This window comes from Streptomyces camelliae (genome assembly GCF_027625935.1).
Lineage (GTDB): Bacteria > Actinomycetota > Actinomycetes > Streptomycetales > Streptomycetaceae > Streptomyces > Streptomyces camelliae.
Map to the genome: position 1 here is coordinate 855,024 of NZ_CP115300.1, position 14,928 is coordinate 869,951.

Annotated in this window: 11 protein-coding genes; 6 read left to right on the top strand and 5 right to left on the bottom strand. The window is 72.0% G+C overall.

All coding sequences use genetic code 11. The features are described from left to right. Positions 1-3: 3 nt before the first annotated feature. On the bottom strand, positions 4-876 hold the full coding sequence (locus O1G22_RS04135) for an amidohydrolase family protein (protein WP_270086316.1): 873 nt from the start codon (positions 874-876) through the stop codon (positions 4-6). 16 nt (positions 877-892) lie between these two features. Then, positions 893-1,804, bottom strand: a complete 912-nt coding sequence (locus tag O1G22_RS04140) for an SDR family oxidoreductase (RefSeq protein ID WP_270080026.1) — start codon at positions 1,802-1,804, stop codon at positions 893-895. 138 nt (positions 1,805-1,942) lie between these two features. Here O1G22_RS04140 and O1G22_RS04145 point away from each other — a divergent pair, with 138 nt between their 5' ends. The 5 genes from O1G22_RS04145 to O1G22_RS04165 all read left to right on the top strand — a co-directional run bounded on the left by O1G22_RS04145 (position 1,943) and on the right by O1G22_RS04165 (position 9,788). Further along, a complete protein-coding gene (locus tag O1G22_RS04145; RefSeq protein WP_270080027.1) occupies positions 1,943-2,398 on the top strand; it encodes a MarR family winged helix-turn-helix transcriptional regulator in 456 nt (151 codons plus the stop codon). A gap of 157 nt (positions 2,399-2,555) precedes the next feature. Then, the gene (locus O1G22_RS04150) at positions 2,556-3,545 is read left to right on the top strand and encodes a trypsin-like serine peptidase (RefSeq protein ID WP_270080028.1); all 990 of its coding nucleotides are present in this window, start codon (positions 2,556-2,558) and stop codon (positions 3,543-3,545) included. A 97-nt stretch (positions 3,546-3,642) separates the two neighbouring features. After that, a complete protein-coding gene (locus O1G22_RS04155; RefSeq protein ID WP_270080029.1) occupies positions 3,643-5,289 on the top strand; it encodes an APC family permease in 1,647 nt (548 codons plus the stop codon). Between the two features lie 184 nt (positions 5,290-5,473). Further along, entirely contained in the window at positions 5,474-8,413 is a 2,940-nt protein-coding gene (locus O1G22_RS04160) for a lectin (RefSeq protein WP_270080030.1), read from the top strand. Between the two features lie 280 nt (positions 8,414-8,693). Beyond that, positions 8,694-9,788 carry a PP2C family protein-serine/threonine phosphatase gene (locus O1G22_RS04165; protein ID WP_270086317.1) on the top strand — a complete coding sequence of 365 codons (1,095 nt, stop codon included), beginning with the start codon at positions 8,694-8,696 and terminating at the stop codon, positions 9,786-9,788. A gap of 3 nt (positions 9,789-9,791) precedes the next feature. Here the strand turns inward: O1G22_RS04165 and O1G22_RS04170 are convergent, their stop codons facing one another. The 3 genes from O1G22_RS04170 to O1G22_RS04180 form a co-directional block, all read right to left on the bottom strand. Beyond that, on the bottom strand, positions 9,792-10,589 hold the full coding sequence (locus tag O1G22_RS04170; RefSeq protein ID WP_270080031.1) for a maleylpyruvate isomerase family mycothiol-dependent enzyme: 798 nt from the start codon (positions 10,587-10,589) through the stop codon (positions 9,792-9,794). Between the two features lie 90 nt (positions 10,590-10,679). After that, a complete protein-coding gene (locus O1G22_RS04175) occupies positions 10,680-13,142 on the bottom strand; it encodes a SpoIIE family protein phosphatase (protein ID WP_270086318.1) in 2,463 nt (820 codons plus the stop codon). A 199-nt stretch (positions 13,143-13,341) separates the two neighbouring features. Beyond that, the gene (locus O1G22_RS04180) at positions 13,342-13,773 is read right to left on the bottom strand and encodes a dihydrofolate reductase family protein (protein ID WP_270080032.1); all 432 of its coding nucleotides are present in this window, start codon (positions 13,771-13,773) and stop codon (positions 13,342-13,344) included. Positions 13,774-14,123: 350 nt separating this feature from the next. Here O1G22_RS04180 and O1G22_RS04185 point away from each other — a divergent pair, with 350 nt between their 5' ends. Continuing rightward, positions 14,124-14,882, top strand: coding sequence for a GNAT family N-acetyltransferase (locus O1G22_RS04185; protein WP_270080033.1), 759 nt, complete (start codon positions 14,124-14,126; stop codon positions 14,880-14,882). The last annotated feature ends 46 nt before the right edge of the window (positions 14,883-14,928 follow it).

A 14,928-nucleotide genomic window follows, 5' to 3' on the forward strand; every position in this document is an offset into this window, starting at 1 on the left:
CCCTCAGTCCTTGAGCAGGCCGAGCAGCCGGGCTGCGTTGTCCTTGAGGATCCTGGGCCGGACCTCGGGTTTGATGTCGAGGGCGGCGAAGTCGGCGAGCCAGCGGTCGGGCGTGATGACCGGGTAGTCGGAGCCGAAGAGCACCTTGTCCTTCAGCAGGGTGTTGGCGTAGCGCACCAGCTGCGGCGGGAAGTACTTCGGCGACCAGCCCGACAGGTCGATGTACACGTGCGGCTTGTGCGTGGCGACGGCCAGCGCCTCGTCCTGCCAGGGGAACGACGGGTGCGCGAGGATGATCCGCAGTTCGGGGAAGTCCACGGCCACGTCGTCGATCAGCATCGGGTTGGAGTACTTCAGCCGGATGCCGCCGCCACCGGGGACACCGGCGCCGATACCGGTCTGGCCGGTGTGGAACAGGGCCGGTACGCCGAGTTCCTCGATGGCCTCGTACAACGGGTAGGCCATCCGGTCGTCGGGCGAGAAGCCCTGGAGGCTGGGGTGGAACTTGAAGCCCCGCACCCCGTACTCGGTCACCAGCCGCCGGGCCTCCCGTACGCCCGCCCGGCCCTTGTGCGGGTCGACGCTCGCGAACGGGATGAGGACGTCGGCGTGGGCCGCGCAGCTCTCGGCGACCTCCTCGTTGGGGATGCGGGGGTGACCGGTGGCGTGCTCGGCGTCGACCGTGAACACCACGGCGGCCATGCGGCGTTCACGGTAGTGGGCGGCCATCTCCTCGATGGTGGGCTGCCGGTGGCCGTGCGCCTTGAAGTACTCGGCGGAGGCGCCGAGGAGTTCGGGGCTCAGCGACGCGTGGCCGTCCTTCGACACCTCGGCGTGGGTGTGGACGTCGATGGCGGTCAGCGCGCTGACATCGATCGCCAGGTCGGCCATGTCATGCCTCCGGTACCTGGGGAGCGGGGATGCCGTAGGTCTCGGGCTCGGCGCCCACGCCGTCGTGCCAGTGCTCGGCGATGGCGTCGGCGCTCCAGCCGCCGGCGGCGAAGGCGACGGCCTTCTCCCTGGGGTGCGCCCACAGGGCCAACCGGTCGCCGCCGATGCCGATGGCCTGCCCGGTGATGTCCTTGGCGGCGTCCGACGCGAGGAAGGTGATCAGTCCCGCGACGTCTTCCACGGTACCGAGCCCCTCGTCCCGGCGCAGCCAGTCCGGCAGGGGGGCGCCGGTGCGTTCGGACTCCTCGATGAGCGGCGCGAAGACCGGGATGGTCTTGGTCATCTCGGTGGCCGCGACCGGCACGACGGCGTTGACGGTGATGCCGGACCTGGCCAGCTCCAGGGCCCAGGTGCGGGCCATCGCCACGATGCCGGCCTTGGCGGCGGCGTAGTTGGTCTGGCCGAAGTTGCCGCGCTGGCCGGCCGGGGAGGAGATCAGCACGATACGGCCGCCGGTGCCCTGCTCGCGCATCCGGACGGCCGCGGCGCGGGCGCAGGTGAAGGTGCCGCGCAGATGCACCTTGACGACGGCGTCGAAGTCGTCGTCCGTCATCTTCCACAGCACGCGGTCGCGGAGGATGCCCGCGTTGGTGACCAGGATGTCGAGCCGCCCGAACTCCCGCACGGCGGTCTCGACGAGCCGCTCGGCCGCCTCGCTGTCCCCCACCGCGGCGACGGCGCCGGCCGCGCTGCCGCCCGCGGCGGTGATGCCGTCGACGGCGGCATCCACCGCGCCGGGATCGACGTCGTTGACGACGACCGCAGCTCCGGCCGCGGCGAGCGCCTGGGCGTAGGCCAGACCGAGTCCGCGACCGCTGCCGGTGACGACGGCGACCTTTCCGTGCAGATCCATGAGTGCGCCTCTTCCTGGGTCCGGAACGACAGATCGACAGGATTCCTGTCGGTTGCGTCAGCTTCTCTTCCGACAGGAATCCTGTCAATGGCTTAGGCTGACCGCGGCGGACCGGATCGACATCGGGGAAGGCACGGCATGACGCGACCGACGGAATCCACAGCGATACAAGGTACGGAGACGGGGCCTTCCCTGCTCTATCTGCTCAAGCGCACCGAACTCGTCGTCCGCGCCCGTCTGGAGGAACTGGTCAAGCCGGCCGGCATCACCGCCCTGCAGTACACCGCCCTCACGGTGCTTGAGCGGCACGACGGCATCTCCGCCGCCCAGCTGGCCAGGGACTCCTTCGTCACGGCACAGTCCACGGCCGACATGGTCCGCGCCCTGGAGGCCCGCGGCCTGATCCGCCGCGAGCCGAACCCCGGCAACCGCCGGGAGAAGGTCATCCTCCTCACCGCCACCGGCCGCCGCCTGCTCGCGGACTACGCCGAACCGGCCCGCCGGCTCGAACAGCGCATGGTCCAGGACCTGACCCCGCAGGAGGTCACCCACTTCCGCAACGCCCTCAAGAGCGCGCACCGCACGCTGTCCTGAGCCCGGCCACGCCGCGTACACCCGGTTGTCCGACGGAAGTTGACACCCCGTCGGCGGCCGGACGCACACGCCGTCCGGATCCGGCCGGGGACACTGTGACTCCTGCTGCCGCGGGCTTATGGTGAGCCGTCACTTGCGGCCGCCCTGAGGGGAACCGATGTTGCTGGGGACCAGAATCGTCCGATACGCCGCCGGCTGTGCGGCAGCCCTTCTGTTCAGTGCCGGACTCACCACGACGGCATCCGCCGACAGCACCACGGCCGACCCGAACCCGGTCGCCGAACAGCTCAACGCCTACTGGACGCCGGCCCGGATGAGCGCCGCCCTGCCCGCCGACGTGCTCAAGGGCACGGAGAGCGGTACGACCGCGCCCGCCGTGTCACCCGCGGTGGACGGGCCAGGGCCCGGCGAGTACATCCCGCCCAGCTGGAGCTTCGACGGCATCCCGCAGGCCGGCACCTTCTTCTGGACCGATGCCACCGGGACCGGCCGCACCTGCAGCGGCTCGGTCGTCCGCAGCCCAGGCCACGACCTCGTGCTCAGCGCCGGGCACTGCCTGAAGGGGTACGCCGGCACCTCTCCCAAGCGGCATCTGGCCTTCGTCCCGCAGTACCACGACGCGCTCAAGCCGTTCGGGATCTTCCCGGTGCGGACCAACGGCGTCTACGTCCCGCAGGAGTACTACGACCTGGGCGAGCACGCCGGAGCCGAGTACGACTTCGCCTTCGCGGTCACCGAGCCCAACGAGGACGGCACCCCGATCCAGGACGCGGTCGGCGGAGTACAGCTGCTGACCGGGACCGGTTACTACCACGCCCCGGTGCGGATGATCGGCTACCCGGCAGGCAAGGAGAAGCCGATCGAGTGCTGGAGCTGGACCACCCGGTGGGACAGCGACGACCCGGCCGAGCCGGGCACGTTCCCGCGCATCGCCTGCGACGCCTTCGTGGGCGGCACCAGCGGCGGTCCCATGCTGGTCCCCTGGCCCGGCGGGTGGGCCGTCATCGGAGTCATCGGCGGCTATCACACGGGCGGCAACACCCCCCAGGTCTCCTACAGCGCCTCCTTCGGCACCGCCACCCAGGCCCTGTACCGCGCCGCGGTCAGCGGCGCCGCACCCGCGGGCCCGCACCTCACGGCCGGCTGACCGGCCTCCCGGAACCGATGCCTCGGCGTTACCGCCATGAACCCGTCAGCGTGGCACGATAGTGGTGAACTTCACCCTATCTGAGGGGGTGTGCGCCATGGCCGTGCCAGAGGCGACGTCCGGTCCGAAGACCCACAAACCCGGACTGCGGCGCGAGATCGGGTTCATCGGGCTGATCTGGGCCTCGGAGGGCTCGATCATCGGATCCGGCTGGTTGTTCGGCGCACAGGGGGCGCTGGCGGCGGCCGGACCGGCGGCGATCATCTCCTGGGCCATCGGCGGTGTCGCCATCCTGATCCTGGCACTGGTCCACGCGGAGCTGGGCGGCATGTATCCGGTGGCGGGCGGCACCGCCCGCTTCCCGCACTACGCCTTCGGCGGCGCCGCCGGGGCCTCCTTCGGCTGGTTCTCCTGGCTGCAGGCGGCCACGGTGGCGCCGATCGAGGTGCTCGCGATGATCACCTACGCCCAGCACTACTCCTGGGCGAGCGGCTGGGAGAAGGTCAAGGCCGGCGAGCACATCCTGACCCCGCCCGGCATCGCCGTGGCGGTCGGGCTGATGGCCGTCGTCACCGCCGTCAACTTCCTCAGCATCCGGCTGCTGGCCCGCACCAACAGCGCGGCGACCTGGTGGAAGGTCGGCATCCCGCTGCTCACGATCTTCGTGTTCGCCGTCGCCCAGTTCCACACCGCCAACTTCACCGCGGCCGACGGCTTCAACCCCTACGGGGCGAAGGGCATCCTGTCCGCCGTCTCCACCAGCGGCATCATCTTCGCGCTGCTGGGCTTCGAGCAGGCCGACCAGCTCGCCGGCGAGAGCGCAAACCCCAAGCGGGACATTCCGCGCGCGGTGATCGGGTCGATCCTGATCGGCATCCTGATCTACATCCTCCTGCAGGTCACCTTCCTCGCCGCGCTGCCCGCCTCGCAGATCGGCAGCCACTGGGCCACCTCCGCGTTCACGGCGCTGAGCGGGCCGTTCGCCCAGGTCGCCACCCTCATCAGCCTGGGCTGGCTGGCCACGGTTCTGTATCTGGACGCCGTGGTCTCGCCCGCGGGCACCGGCCTGATCTACATCACCGCCTCCTCCCGGGTCTCCTACGGCCTGAGCCGCAACGGCTATGTGCCCTCCGCCTTCGAGGCCACCAACCGGCGCGGTGTCCCCTGGGTCGGTCTGATCACCGCGTTCGTGGTCGGCTGCGTCTGCTTCCTGCCGTTCCCCAGCTGGCGCTCCCTCGTCGGGCTGATCACCAGCGCCAGCGTGCTGATGTACGCCGCCGCGCCGCTGTCCTTCGGGGTGTTCCGCAACCGGCTGCCCGAGGCCCACCGGCCCTACCGGCTGCCCGGCGGCAGCTGGATGTCGCCGCTCGCCTTCATCGTCGCCAACCTGCTGATCCTGTGGTCGGGGTGGACCACGGACTGGAAGCTCGGCGTCGCCATCCTCATCGGCTACGTCATCCTGGTCGCCAACCGCGTCTTCAAGATGAACCCGATCACGCCCCAGCTCGACCTGCGCGCCGCACAGTGGCTGCCGGTCTATCTGGTCGGCATGGGCCTCATCGTCTATCTCAGCGACTTCGGGCCGCTCAAGCACCCCTGGTTCCCGCTGTGGTGGGACATCGGCGTCACCGCGGTCTTCAGCCTCGTCATCTACTACTGGGCGATGGCGGTGGCCCTGCCCACCGAGCAGATCCAGCGGATGGTCGACCAGGTCGTGGTCCCGGAGGAGGAAGAGATCCTCTGACCGACCGACACCAGGGACGGACCGGCGCCTCGACGCGCCGGTCCTTTTGTGTATGTGACATGCCATCAGGCCGGTTCTGACTCCTTTCGACCGCCGTACGGCTGGTTCTTCCTCGCGTCTCCTTGACAGCACGGACGGAAGGGACGAGCTTGCGGGACAACGTTGTCGAAGGGACATGGTCACGATGACACGATCCACCCGGCTCAGAAGTCACGGCAGAACTCGCCTGTTCGCGGCCCGAGTTCGGCCACCCTTCCGACTCCCGTCCGTCCTGGCCGCCGGCGCCCTGGTGCTGGGTGTCGCCTCCGCCCCGGCCCACGCGGCGGCGGCCACCGCCAGGCTGGTCACCGACCCCGCCTCTCTCGTGAACCCCTTCATCGGGACCTCGCACGCCGCGGACGACTTCCCCGGCGCCGACACCCCTTTCGGGATGGTCCAGTGGAGCCCCGACACCCCGCACCGGCCGGACGGCGGCGGCTACGAGTACAACGACTCCTCCATCACGGGATTCAGCCTCACCCACATCGCCGGACCGGGCTGCCGGGCCGCCGGTGACATCCCCGTCCTGCCGACCGTCGGCACGGTGGACACGCACGCCACGGACAGCTTCTCGCACGCGAAGGAGTCCGCGGCCCCGGGCTCGTACACGGTGGCACTGGACAACGGCGTCACCACGGAGCTGACCGCGACACCCCGCAGCGGCATGGCCCGCTTCACCTTCCCGGCCACCAGCCAGGCGAACCTCCTGCTCAAGCTGACGAGCAGCCAGAACGGCGACACCGACTCCGCGTTCCGCGTGGTGAACGACAAGGAGGTCAGCGGACACGTCACCAGCGGAAACTTCTGCGGCGAGGGCAACTCCTACACCGTCTACTTCGACATGGTGTTCGACCAGCCGTTCCGGCACAGCGGCACCGCGCTGAGCGCCGCCACGCCCACCACGCCCCGGACCAACGTCCCGTCCAGCACCCCCGAGGCACCCAACAAGCCCGTGCTGCACGGCGTCGTACCCGGCGCGGCCCGCCCCTTCGCGGCCAAGGCGAGCGGCACCGACGGCTACCTCACGTTCGACACCACCACCCACAGAACGATTCAGGCCAAGGTCGGCATCTCGTACGTGTCGGCCGTCGGCGCGGTGGGCAACCGTGCGGCGGAGAACCGCGGCTGGGACTTCGCCAAGGTGCGCGGCGCGGCGTACGAATCCTGGAAGTCGCTCCTCGGCCGGGTGCGGATCGCGGGCGGGACGGCGCAGCAGCAGACCGTCTTCTACACCGCGCTCTACCACGCGCTGCTGCATCCGAACGTCATCAGCGACACCGACGGCCGCTATCCCGGCTTCGACGGCAAGCCGCACACCGTCGACAAGGGACACGGCGCCGCCTACGCCAACTACTCCGGCTGGGACGTCTACCGCTCCCAGGCCCAGCTCGAAGCGCTGCTCGCCCCGGCCGTCGCCTCCGACACCGCGCAGTCGATGCTCGACGACTACCGTCAGACCGGGCTGTTCCCCAAGTGGTCGGAGAACAACGGCGAGAGCTATGTGATGGTCGGCGACCCCGCGGACGAGATCATCGCCGACTACTACGCCTTCGGGGCCCGGAACTTCGACACCGCCGCCACCCTCAAGGGGCTGATCGCCGAGGCCACCACCGCCAACAACAACCGGCCCGGCCTCACTTACCTGGAGCAGATCGGCCGGCTGCCCAGCAACGGCAAGTACGCCTGCTGCAACTTCTACGGCCCGGCCTCCACCACGCTGGAGTACAACTCGGCGGACTTCGCCCTGTCCGCCCTCGCCGGAGCGCTCGGCCACCCCGCCGACCAGCGCCGGTTCGCGGACCGGGCCCAGGACTGGCAGAACCTGTTCGACTACGGCAGCGGGTTCGTCCAGCCGCGTGACGCCTCGGGCACCTGGACCTCGGGCTTCTCGCCGACCTCGGGCAAGAACTTCGTCGAGGGCGACTCCTGGCAGTACACGCCGATGGTGCCGTTCAACGTGCACGGGCTGGCCACCGCCATGGGCGGCGACGCGGCCCTGGCCACGTTCCTGGACACGGACCTGTCCTCACTGACCGGCGCCGGCGGCCACACCAACCTGGGCAACGAGCCCAGCCTCAACATCCCCTGGGAGTACGACTACATCGGCCTGCCGTACCGGACTCAGGCGGTCGTCCGGCAGGTCCAGGACCAGATCTGGACCGACAGCCCGTCGGGCCTCGCCGGCAACGACGACCTGGGCGAGATGAGCTCGTGGTACGTGTGGTCCGCCCTCGGCATGTACCCGGAGACCCCCGGCACCGCCGATCTGGCCCTGGGCAGCCCGATGTTCACCCAGGCCGTGATCACCCTGCCGTCCGGCCACACCCTCACGGTCAACGGCGACGGCGCCGCCGACGACGCCCCGTACGTCCAGTCGGCCACCTGGAACGGCACGGCGTGGAACAAGGCGAACGCGCCCGACGGCGCCCTGACCGGCGGCGGCACCCTCACCTACGTCCTCGGCACCTCAGCCAACGCCTCCTGGGCGTCCGACGCCGCCGCGGCGCCGCGCTCCTACCCGGGCTCGCCCGGCTACACCGACGTCGGCACGTCCGGCGACACCGCCGCCGCCTCGGCGAACTTCGACGGCGCGGGCTACAGCTACTCGGCGCGCGCCCTGGCCGCCGAAGGCGTCACGCCGGGAGCGAAGGTCACGGCGGGCGGGGTCCCGTTCACCTGGCCGAAGGTGGCACCCGGCGCGGCGGACAACTACGTGGCGAACGGACAGACGGTGAAGGTCTCCGGGTCCGGCAGCATCTCCTTCCTGGGCGCCGCCAACAACGGCCCGGCCTCCGGCACCGCGACCGTCACCTACACCGACGGCACCACCCAGTCGGTGCCGCTCGCCCTCTCCGACTGGACGCTCGGCGGAGGCACCGGCTCGCCGCTCGCGGACAACACGGTCGCGGTGACCACGTCGTACCGCAACCAGGCCGGTACCGCGGCCGACTCCACCACCACGTACGTGTTCGCCACCAAGCCGGTGGCGCTGGCCGCCGGCAAGACGGTCAGCGGCGTGCGCCTGCCGTCGGACGTCGCCTCGGGCGGCCTGCACGTCTTCGCGATCGGCTTCGGCACCGGCTGACCGCCCTGCGGAACATGCCGCCCGGTGGAGCAATGACCGGGATTCCGGGGCACGGCCCGCCAGGCTGGACGGCTGTCGAGGTCGTGTGACAGGAGTCCCGGGTGCGAAGACCACGTAGGCCGAACCGTCAGGTGTGCCGTCCCGCCGCGAGGACGGCACACCACACGGCCGGAACCGGTGCCCCGGCGTCCGGGAGTGACGCGTGAGCCGGACCGACACCGACCGGGAACCGGACGGCGCCACCGGCCCCCGGACCGGGGTGCCGGCGCCCCCCGTCTGGATGCGGCTGCTTCCGGCCCTGTTCGTCGCCGCCGTCCTGGCCGTGGAGCCCCTCACTCCGCCGCAGTGGCCGGTGAGCTTCGCACTCATCGTGGTCCCCCTCCTGACCGCCTTCGCCTACGGGCCCGTCGCCGTCGCCGGCGCGACGGTGTTCGCCGTGGTCTTCGAGGGGATCCTGGCCGGCACCCCGTGCTGCGCGGGCCGGTCCGTCGGCTATCTGTGGGACCGGCACTACGTCGCGTCGTACATCTGTACGACCCTGGTGGGCGCGCTCGGCACGGTCCTGGCCGCGCACCGGATCCGGCGTGAGCGCACGCTGGCCGACGTGCGGTTCGTGGCCGAGATCGCGCAGCGCGTCCTGCTGCGGCCGGTGCCGCACCGGATCGGCCATCTGGTGCTGGAGAGCCTGTATCTCTCGGCCGCCGCGGAGGCCCGGATCGGCGGCGACCTCTTCGAGGCCGTCCCCACCGGCTACGGGGTCCGGCTGCTCATCGGTGACGTGCGCGGCAAGGGGCTGCTCGCGGTCGAGACGGCCGCCGCCCTGCTCGGCGCGTTCCGCGAGGCGGCGTACGAGGAACCCGATCTGGCCACGCTCGCCGTCCGGCTGGAGACGAGCATGGCCCGCAGGGCGGTGCAGCTGGGCGGGGACGAGACGGCCGAGCGGTTCGTCACCGCGGTGTTCGCCGAGATCCCGGCCCACGGCGGGCTCCTGCGCATCGTCAACTGCGGCCATCCGCCACCGCTGTGTCTGCGTGCCGGTCAGGTCCGAGAACTGGACAGCGGGCGGTCGGCACCGCCGCTGAACCTCGGCATGCTGGTCCAGGACCCCTATCACATCGACGTCTACCCGTTCGGGCCCGGCGATCAGCTGCTGCTCTACACGGACGGCGTCACGGAGACCCGGGACGCCTCCGGTGCCTTCTACCCCCTGGCCGAGCGGGTCCGTTCCTGGGGCCCGCTCCCGCCCGGGGAGTTGCTCGCCCGCCTCCACGACGACCTGCTGGCCTACAGCCCCCGGGGTCTGCAGGACGACACCGCCGCGCTCGCGGTGTGTCTGCTGCCCGGCGAACCGTCCACGCCCGCACCGCCCGAGTGAGGGTCAGAAGCGGGTGTGGGCGAACCAGTTGTCGAGGACCGCCGTCCGTCCCGCGATCTCGTAGCCGGGCTCCGTGTACGACCGCCGCCCGTACAGGAGCAGCAGCAGGTCCGCCGCCCGCCCGCGCACGGCCGCCGTGGCCTCGTCGTCGCCGTGCGGCACCCGGCGGAAGCCGTCCGGGTCCAGGCGCATCCGCCACTCCTCGCCGGTGTCCGTGCTCGCGAACACGAGGGTCTCCCCGTCACCGCGCAGCTCGGTCACGCCGGGGGCGAAGAGGCCCGCGTAGGGGAGGTTGACGAGGAACTCGTCGACGCCGTCGGCCGCGAGCACGGGCTCGATGTCCGCCTCCCCGGCCGCCTTCAGGCCGACGGCGTGCTCCGCGTCGACCCGGTGCACCAGTGTCTCGAAGAGCATCCGGCGGGCCCAGAACCTGGCGTGCTGGTCCTCGCCCCAGGCCCACATCGGCGCCTCGGGGTCGGTCTCCCGCAGGACGGCCGCGACGGCGGGCTCGCCGGCCGCCACCCACTCGGGATGGTCGCGCTCGTCCTCCGGCAGCCCCAGCTCCACCTCACGGCTGCGCGGCGGCTCCTGCACCAGCCGGGTCAGCAGCCCGCCGAACCAGCGCTGCAGCCCGCCCACGTGCCGGGTGAGATCGGCCAGCGTCCAGCCGGGGCAGGCGGGTACGGCGCTCGCGGGGTCGGCGCCCTTGACCGCCTCGGCGTAGCGCAGGGTCTCGTCGGCGATGGCCGCACGGTAGATGTCGTACGGCAGGGGGTGTCCCTGCCCGCTGGTCGCTGCCATGGCCGGCGCCGTCCTGTTCTGTCCTCGGGTGCGGATGTCGCGTCGGCGTCAGTCTGTCCGCTGGAGTCCACTCGAAGTCAACTCCGGGACTCAGGGGATCTCCTGCTCGGCCCAGATGACCTTCCCCTGGTCCGTGTAGCGGGCGCCCCAGCGCAGGGCCAGCTGGGCGACCAGAAAGAGTCCGCGGCCGCCCTCGTCCGTGATGCGGGCGTGCCTCAGCCGGGGGGCGGTGCTGCTGGCGTCGGAGACCTCGCAGGTCAGGTGGGCGTCGCGGAGGAGCCGTAGCTGGATGGGCGGTGCGGCGTAGCGGATGGCGTTGGTGACGAGTTCGCTCACGACGAGTTCGGTCGTCAGGACCAGCTCCTCCAGACCCCAGTCCCGTACCTGGCGGGTGGCGCGGGCGCGCAGCTCGCCGACGGCAGCCGGGTCGGGGGGCACGTCCCAGGAGGCGACGTGGTCGGCGCCGAGGGCGTGGGTGCGGGTGAGCAGGAGGGCGATGTCGTCGGGCTGGGGCACGGGCACGAGCTGCCGCACGGCGGACGTGCACAGCGCGGCGAGGTCCCCGTCGGTGCGGGCGAGGACCTCGCCGAGCCGGGCCATCCCGCGCTCCATGTCGTGGCCGGGGCCCGCGACGAGGCCGTCGGTGTAGAGGCCGAGCAGGCTGTTCTCGGCCAGTTCGATCTCGGTGGCCTCGAACGACATGCCGCCCAGTCCGAGCGGCGGCCCGGCAGGGATCTCCGGGAAGCCGGCCTGTCCGTCGGGCGTGACGACGACGGGCGGCGGATGTCCGGCACGGGCCAGGGCACACCGCCGGGTGACCGGGTCGTAGACGGCGTAGAGGCAGGTCGCGCCGATGAAGGTGGCCGTGGTGCGGGCGGCCGCGCCGGCTGCGGTCTCCTCGTCGCTCAGCCGGAGCACCAGGTCGTCGAGGTGGGCGAGCAGTTCGTCCGGGGGCATCTCCATCTCGGCGAGGGTCTGGACCGCCGTACGCAGCCGGCCCATGCTGGCCGCCGCGGCGATGCCGTGGCCCACCACGTCGCCGACGACGAGGCCCATGCGTGCGCCGGACAGCGGGATGACGTCGAACCAGTCGCCGCCGACGCCGCCGCTCGGGTCCGCCGGGAGGTAGGAGGAGGCCACCTCCAGCGCGGTGCCGCCGGTCAGGGCCGGCGGCAGCAGGCTGCGCTGGAGGGTGACCGCCGCGGTGTGTTCCCGGGTGTAGCGGCGGGCGTTGTCGAGGCACACCGCCGCCCGCGCGACCAGTTCGCGGGCCACGAGGACGTCGTCGGGTCCGAAGGAGACCTGGTTGAGGGAGCGGGCGAAGGTGGTGAGGCCGAGGACGGTGTTACGGGCCCGCATCGGCACGGCGATGAGCGAGTGCACGCCGTACTCGCGGATCTTCGCCGTGCGCAGCGGCTCCTGGGTGGCCCACAGGTCGTCGGAGGGGTCGAGGACCGGGATGAGCAGCGGCTCGCCCTCGATCAGCAGGTTCGCGTCGTGCGGCGGCGGGACGAAGTCGACCGCGTCGCCGACCTGGGCGACGGCCTCCGGAGCCCCCTCGCGCACCGAGCGCATCGCGGCCCGGCACATCAGGGGCCGGGCGGGCGCGGGGCCGGCGTCGGGCAGCCAGGCTCCGTGGCCCTCGGTGCTGAGCACCGGCTCCAGCAGGTCGACGACGACGAAGTCGGCGAAGCTGGGGACGGCGAAGTCGGCGAGTTCCTGCGCGGTCGCCCTCACGTCGAGCGTCCGGCCGATGGCGGTGCCGGCCTCGTTGACCAGGGTGAGCAGCTGGCGGGCGTGCCAGCGCTCGGTGACGTCCTGGACCATGTAACAGACGCCGGTGATGGTGTCGTCGCCGTCGACGAGCGGGAAGAACGAGGTCGAGTAGGCGTGCCGGCGGTGCGGGTCGGCCCAGCTCCAGCCCTCGTACTCGTAGTCGGTCACCGGCAGTCCCGTGGCGAACACCTTGCGCATCAGCCCTTCCAGTGCCTCCGCCTGCAGGCCCGGCAGCAGCTCGCTCAGGCGTCGCCCCAGCCGCTCATCACGGGGGACCCCGCCGAAGTGCTCCAGGGTGTCGTTCAGCCAGACGTAGCGCAGCTCCCGGTCCATGACGGCCATGCCCACCGGCGAGCGGGTCAGGAACCCGTCGAGGACGGACTGGCCCATGGTCCACCGCCGGTGCTGTTCGCGCGCCGACACCAGGAAGCACTCGCCGTCGCCGACGCGGAAGGACGCGGACACCCGCAGTTCGACGTCGAGGGCGCGCCCGTCGCGGTGGCTCACGGTGATCCGCCCGCTCCAGCCGCTTCCGGCGCGGCAGCGCCCCACGATGCCGGCGAGCCGCGCGGGGTCCTCCGGCATGGCCAGCAGGCGCCTGGCGGAGCCGCCGACGACCTCCTGTTCCTGGTAGCCGAGCAGTGCCGTGGCGCCCCGGGTCCAGCCGATCACCATGCCGTGCGCCGAGATCACCGCGGCCGCGTCGGTGGACGCGTCGAAGGGATCACCCGGCCCCATGGACGGGGATTCGGCGTTGCTCTCTGGGGCTCTGTCCATCATTTTCACCCCTCACACCACTATGGTCCTGTTTGCCGTCGGGCGTGCAGGCAAACAGGGAGTGGTTCAGCGCCGGCCGGGCGGGGCGTCCGGCAGCGGGGCGCGGCTGCCCTCGCAGGAGTAGACGATCTCCACCGAGCCCCGGGCAGGGCGCGTCGGCGCTCGAAGGCGAGCCCGGTCGTCGGGCTCAGCGCGGGCGTCAGCCGCATCCCGCCGCCGAACAGCAGGGGTACGACGACCAGCTCCAGCGTGTCCAGCGCGCCGAGGGCGTGGAAGGTTGGATCGTGCGCGGGCCGCCGACGAGGTGGACGTCGCCGCCCTGGTTGGCCGCGCGGAGCTCTTCCAGCAGCCGCGCCGGGGCGCTGTCGGTGACGACGTGGTCCGGGGTGCCGGCCGGCCGGCGGGAACCGAGCACGAACACCTGGAGCGTCGGCCAGGGCCGGCGGTCGTTGCCCAGGGCGGGCTCGAACGTCGTACGGCCCATCAGCGCCTGCTCGCAGTCCTGGAGGAACTCCCGGATGCCGTGACCGGCGCCGGTCGCGTAGGCCGGGTCGGCCGTGTGGGCCGGCCATCCGTTCGGCGTGGTCACGTAGCCGTCGGCGCTCATGGCCGTACGGGCGCGGATCCTCATGTCGTCTCCCTCTCCGGTCGGTGCGTGCAAGGCGGTCCGGAGCCAGGGACACCCCGCATCCCTTTCTACGGACGGCAGTTGACGCGTACCATGGGCGAGATCCACACCGCATGCCCCCTCATCGCGTAAGGACTGAGGTCCATGGTTCCGGCGTCCCGCAGCGGTCGCCGCCGGCACTGAGCCGTCCGCCCGGCGGCGGAGTTCTCCGTGCCCCTCGCGTCACCTCACGGCGGCCTGACGACCCGGTGTCCCGACACCGCCTGCCTGTCTCGCTTCAGGCTCGTTCCCGTACCCCCGGCCATGCCCGGCCCTCCTCGGCCCGTGGCCGCCTTCACCGTGAGGTCTTCATCGTGCGCACCGATGTCCAGAGCTTTGCCGTCGCCCACCTCCTGCGTCGCCCGGCGGCCCGCGAAGTCGGCGGCTTCGTCGCGGGGTTCGACCCCTCGACGACCAGCCCGTACGTCAACTACGCCACCCCCTTCCCCGGCGCCGAACCCACGGACCGGGACCTCGCCGACCTGATCTCCGCCTTCCGCGAGCGCGGGCTCACGCCCCGGCTGGAGTTCGCCCCGGACTCCGCGCCCGCCGTGGAACCCGCGCTGCGCCGGGCCGGATTCCGTACCGAGGCGGTGCACGAGTACCTGGTCTGTACGCCCGCCACGCTCGCCGAACCGGACCGCGCCGCCCGATCGTTCGAGGTGGAGGTCCCGGCCACGGACGCGGACTACACCGCGCTCGACGCCGCGCTGTCCGAGGCCTTCGGTGGTGAGTTCCCGCCGTCGCCGGAGGGAGCGGCGCGGTTGCGGCGCACCGAGGAGGGCGGCGGCGCGGTCCGCTTCGTCCGTGCTCCCGGCGGCGGCTGCGCCGGCGGGGCCCTGTGCACGGCGCCCGCCGAGGGCACCGCGGAACTGGCCGGCGTCGGCACCCTCCCGGCGCACCGGGGCCGGGGCATAGCCGCCGCGGTCACCCACACCCTGTCGGCGACCCTGTTCGGCCGCGGCGCGCGGTCCGTGTGGCTGGAGTACTCGGGCGAGGGCTCGCGCCGCGTGTACGAGCGGGTCGGCTTCCGGCCGGGCGGCACGCGACTGTACGTGTCGCTGGACAGCTGACCCCGGCGCGCGGAGGTCAGGCCGGCCGACGCCATGACCGCCCAAC

Coding starts and splice junctions, on each gene's coding strand:
- O1G22_RS04140 (WP_270080026.1), bottom strand. CDS start 1,804: ATGGATCTGCACGGAAAGGTCGCCGTCGTCACCGGCAGCGGTCGCGGA.
- O1G22_RS04145 (WP_270080027.1), top strand. CDS start 1,943: ATGACGCGACCGACGGAATCCACAGCGATACAAGGTACGGAGACGGGG.
- O1G22_RS04150 (WP_270080028.1), top strand. CDS start 2,556: ATGTTGCTGGGGACCAGAATCGTCCGATACGCCGCCGGCTGTGCGGCA.
- O1G22_RS04155 (WP_270080029.1), top strand. CDS start 3,643: ATGGCCGTGCCAGAGGCGACGTCCGGTCCGAAGACCCACAAACCCGGA.
- O1G22_RS04160 (WP_270080030.1), top strand. CDS start 5,474: ATGACACGATCCACCCGGCTCAGAAGTCACGGCAGAACTCGCCTGTTC.
- O1G22_RS04165 (WP_270086317.1), top strand. CDS start 8,694: ATGCGGCTGCTTCCGGCCCTGTTCGTCGCCGCCGTCCTGGCCGTGGAG.
- O1G22_RS04170 (WP_270080031.1), bottom strand. CDS start 10,589: ATGGCAGCGACCAGCGGGCAGGGACACCCCCTGCCGTACGACATCTAC.
- O1G22_RS04175 (WP_270086318.1), bottom strand. CDS start 13,142: ATGGACAGAGCCCCAGAGAGCAACGCCGAATCCCCGTCCATGGGGCCG.
- O1G22_RS04180 (WP_270080032.1), bottom strand. CDS start 13,773: ATGAGGATCCGCGCCCGTACGGCCATGAGCGCCGACGGCTACGTGACC.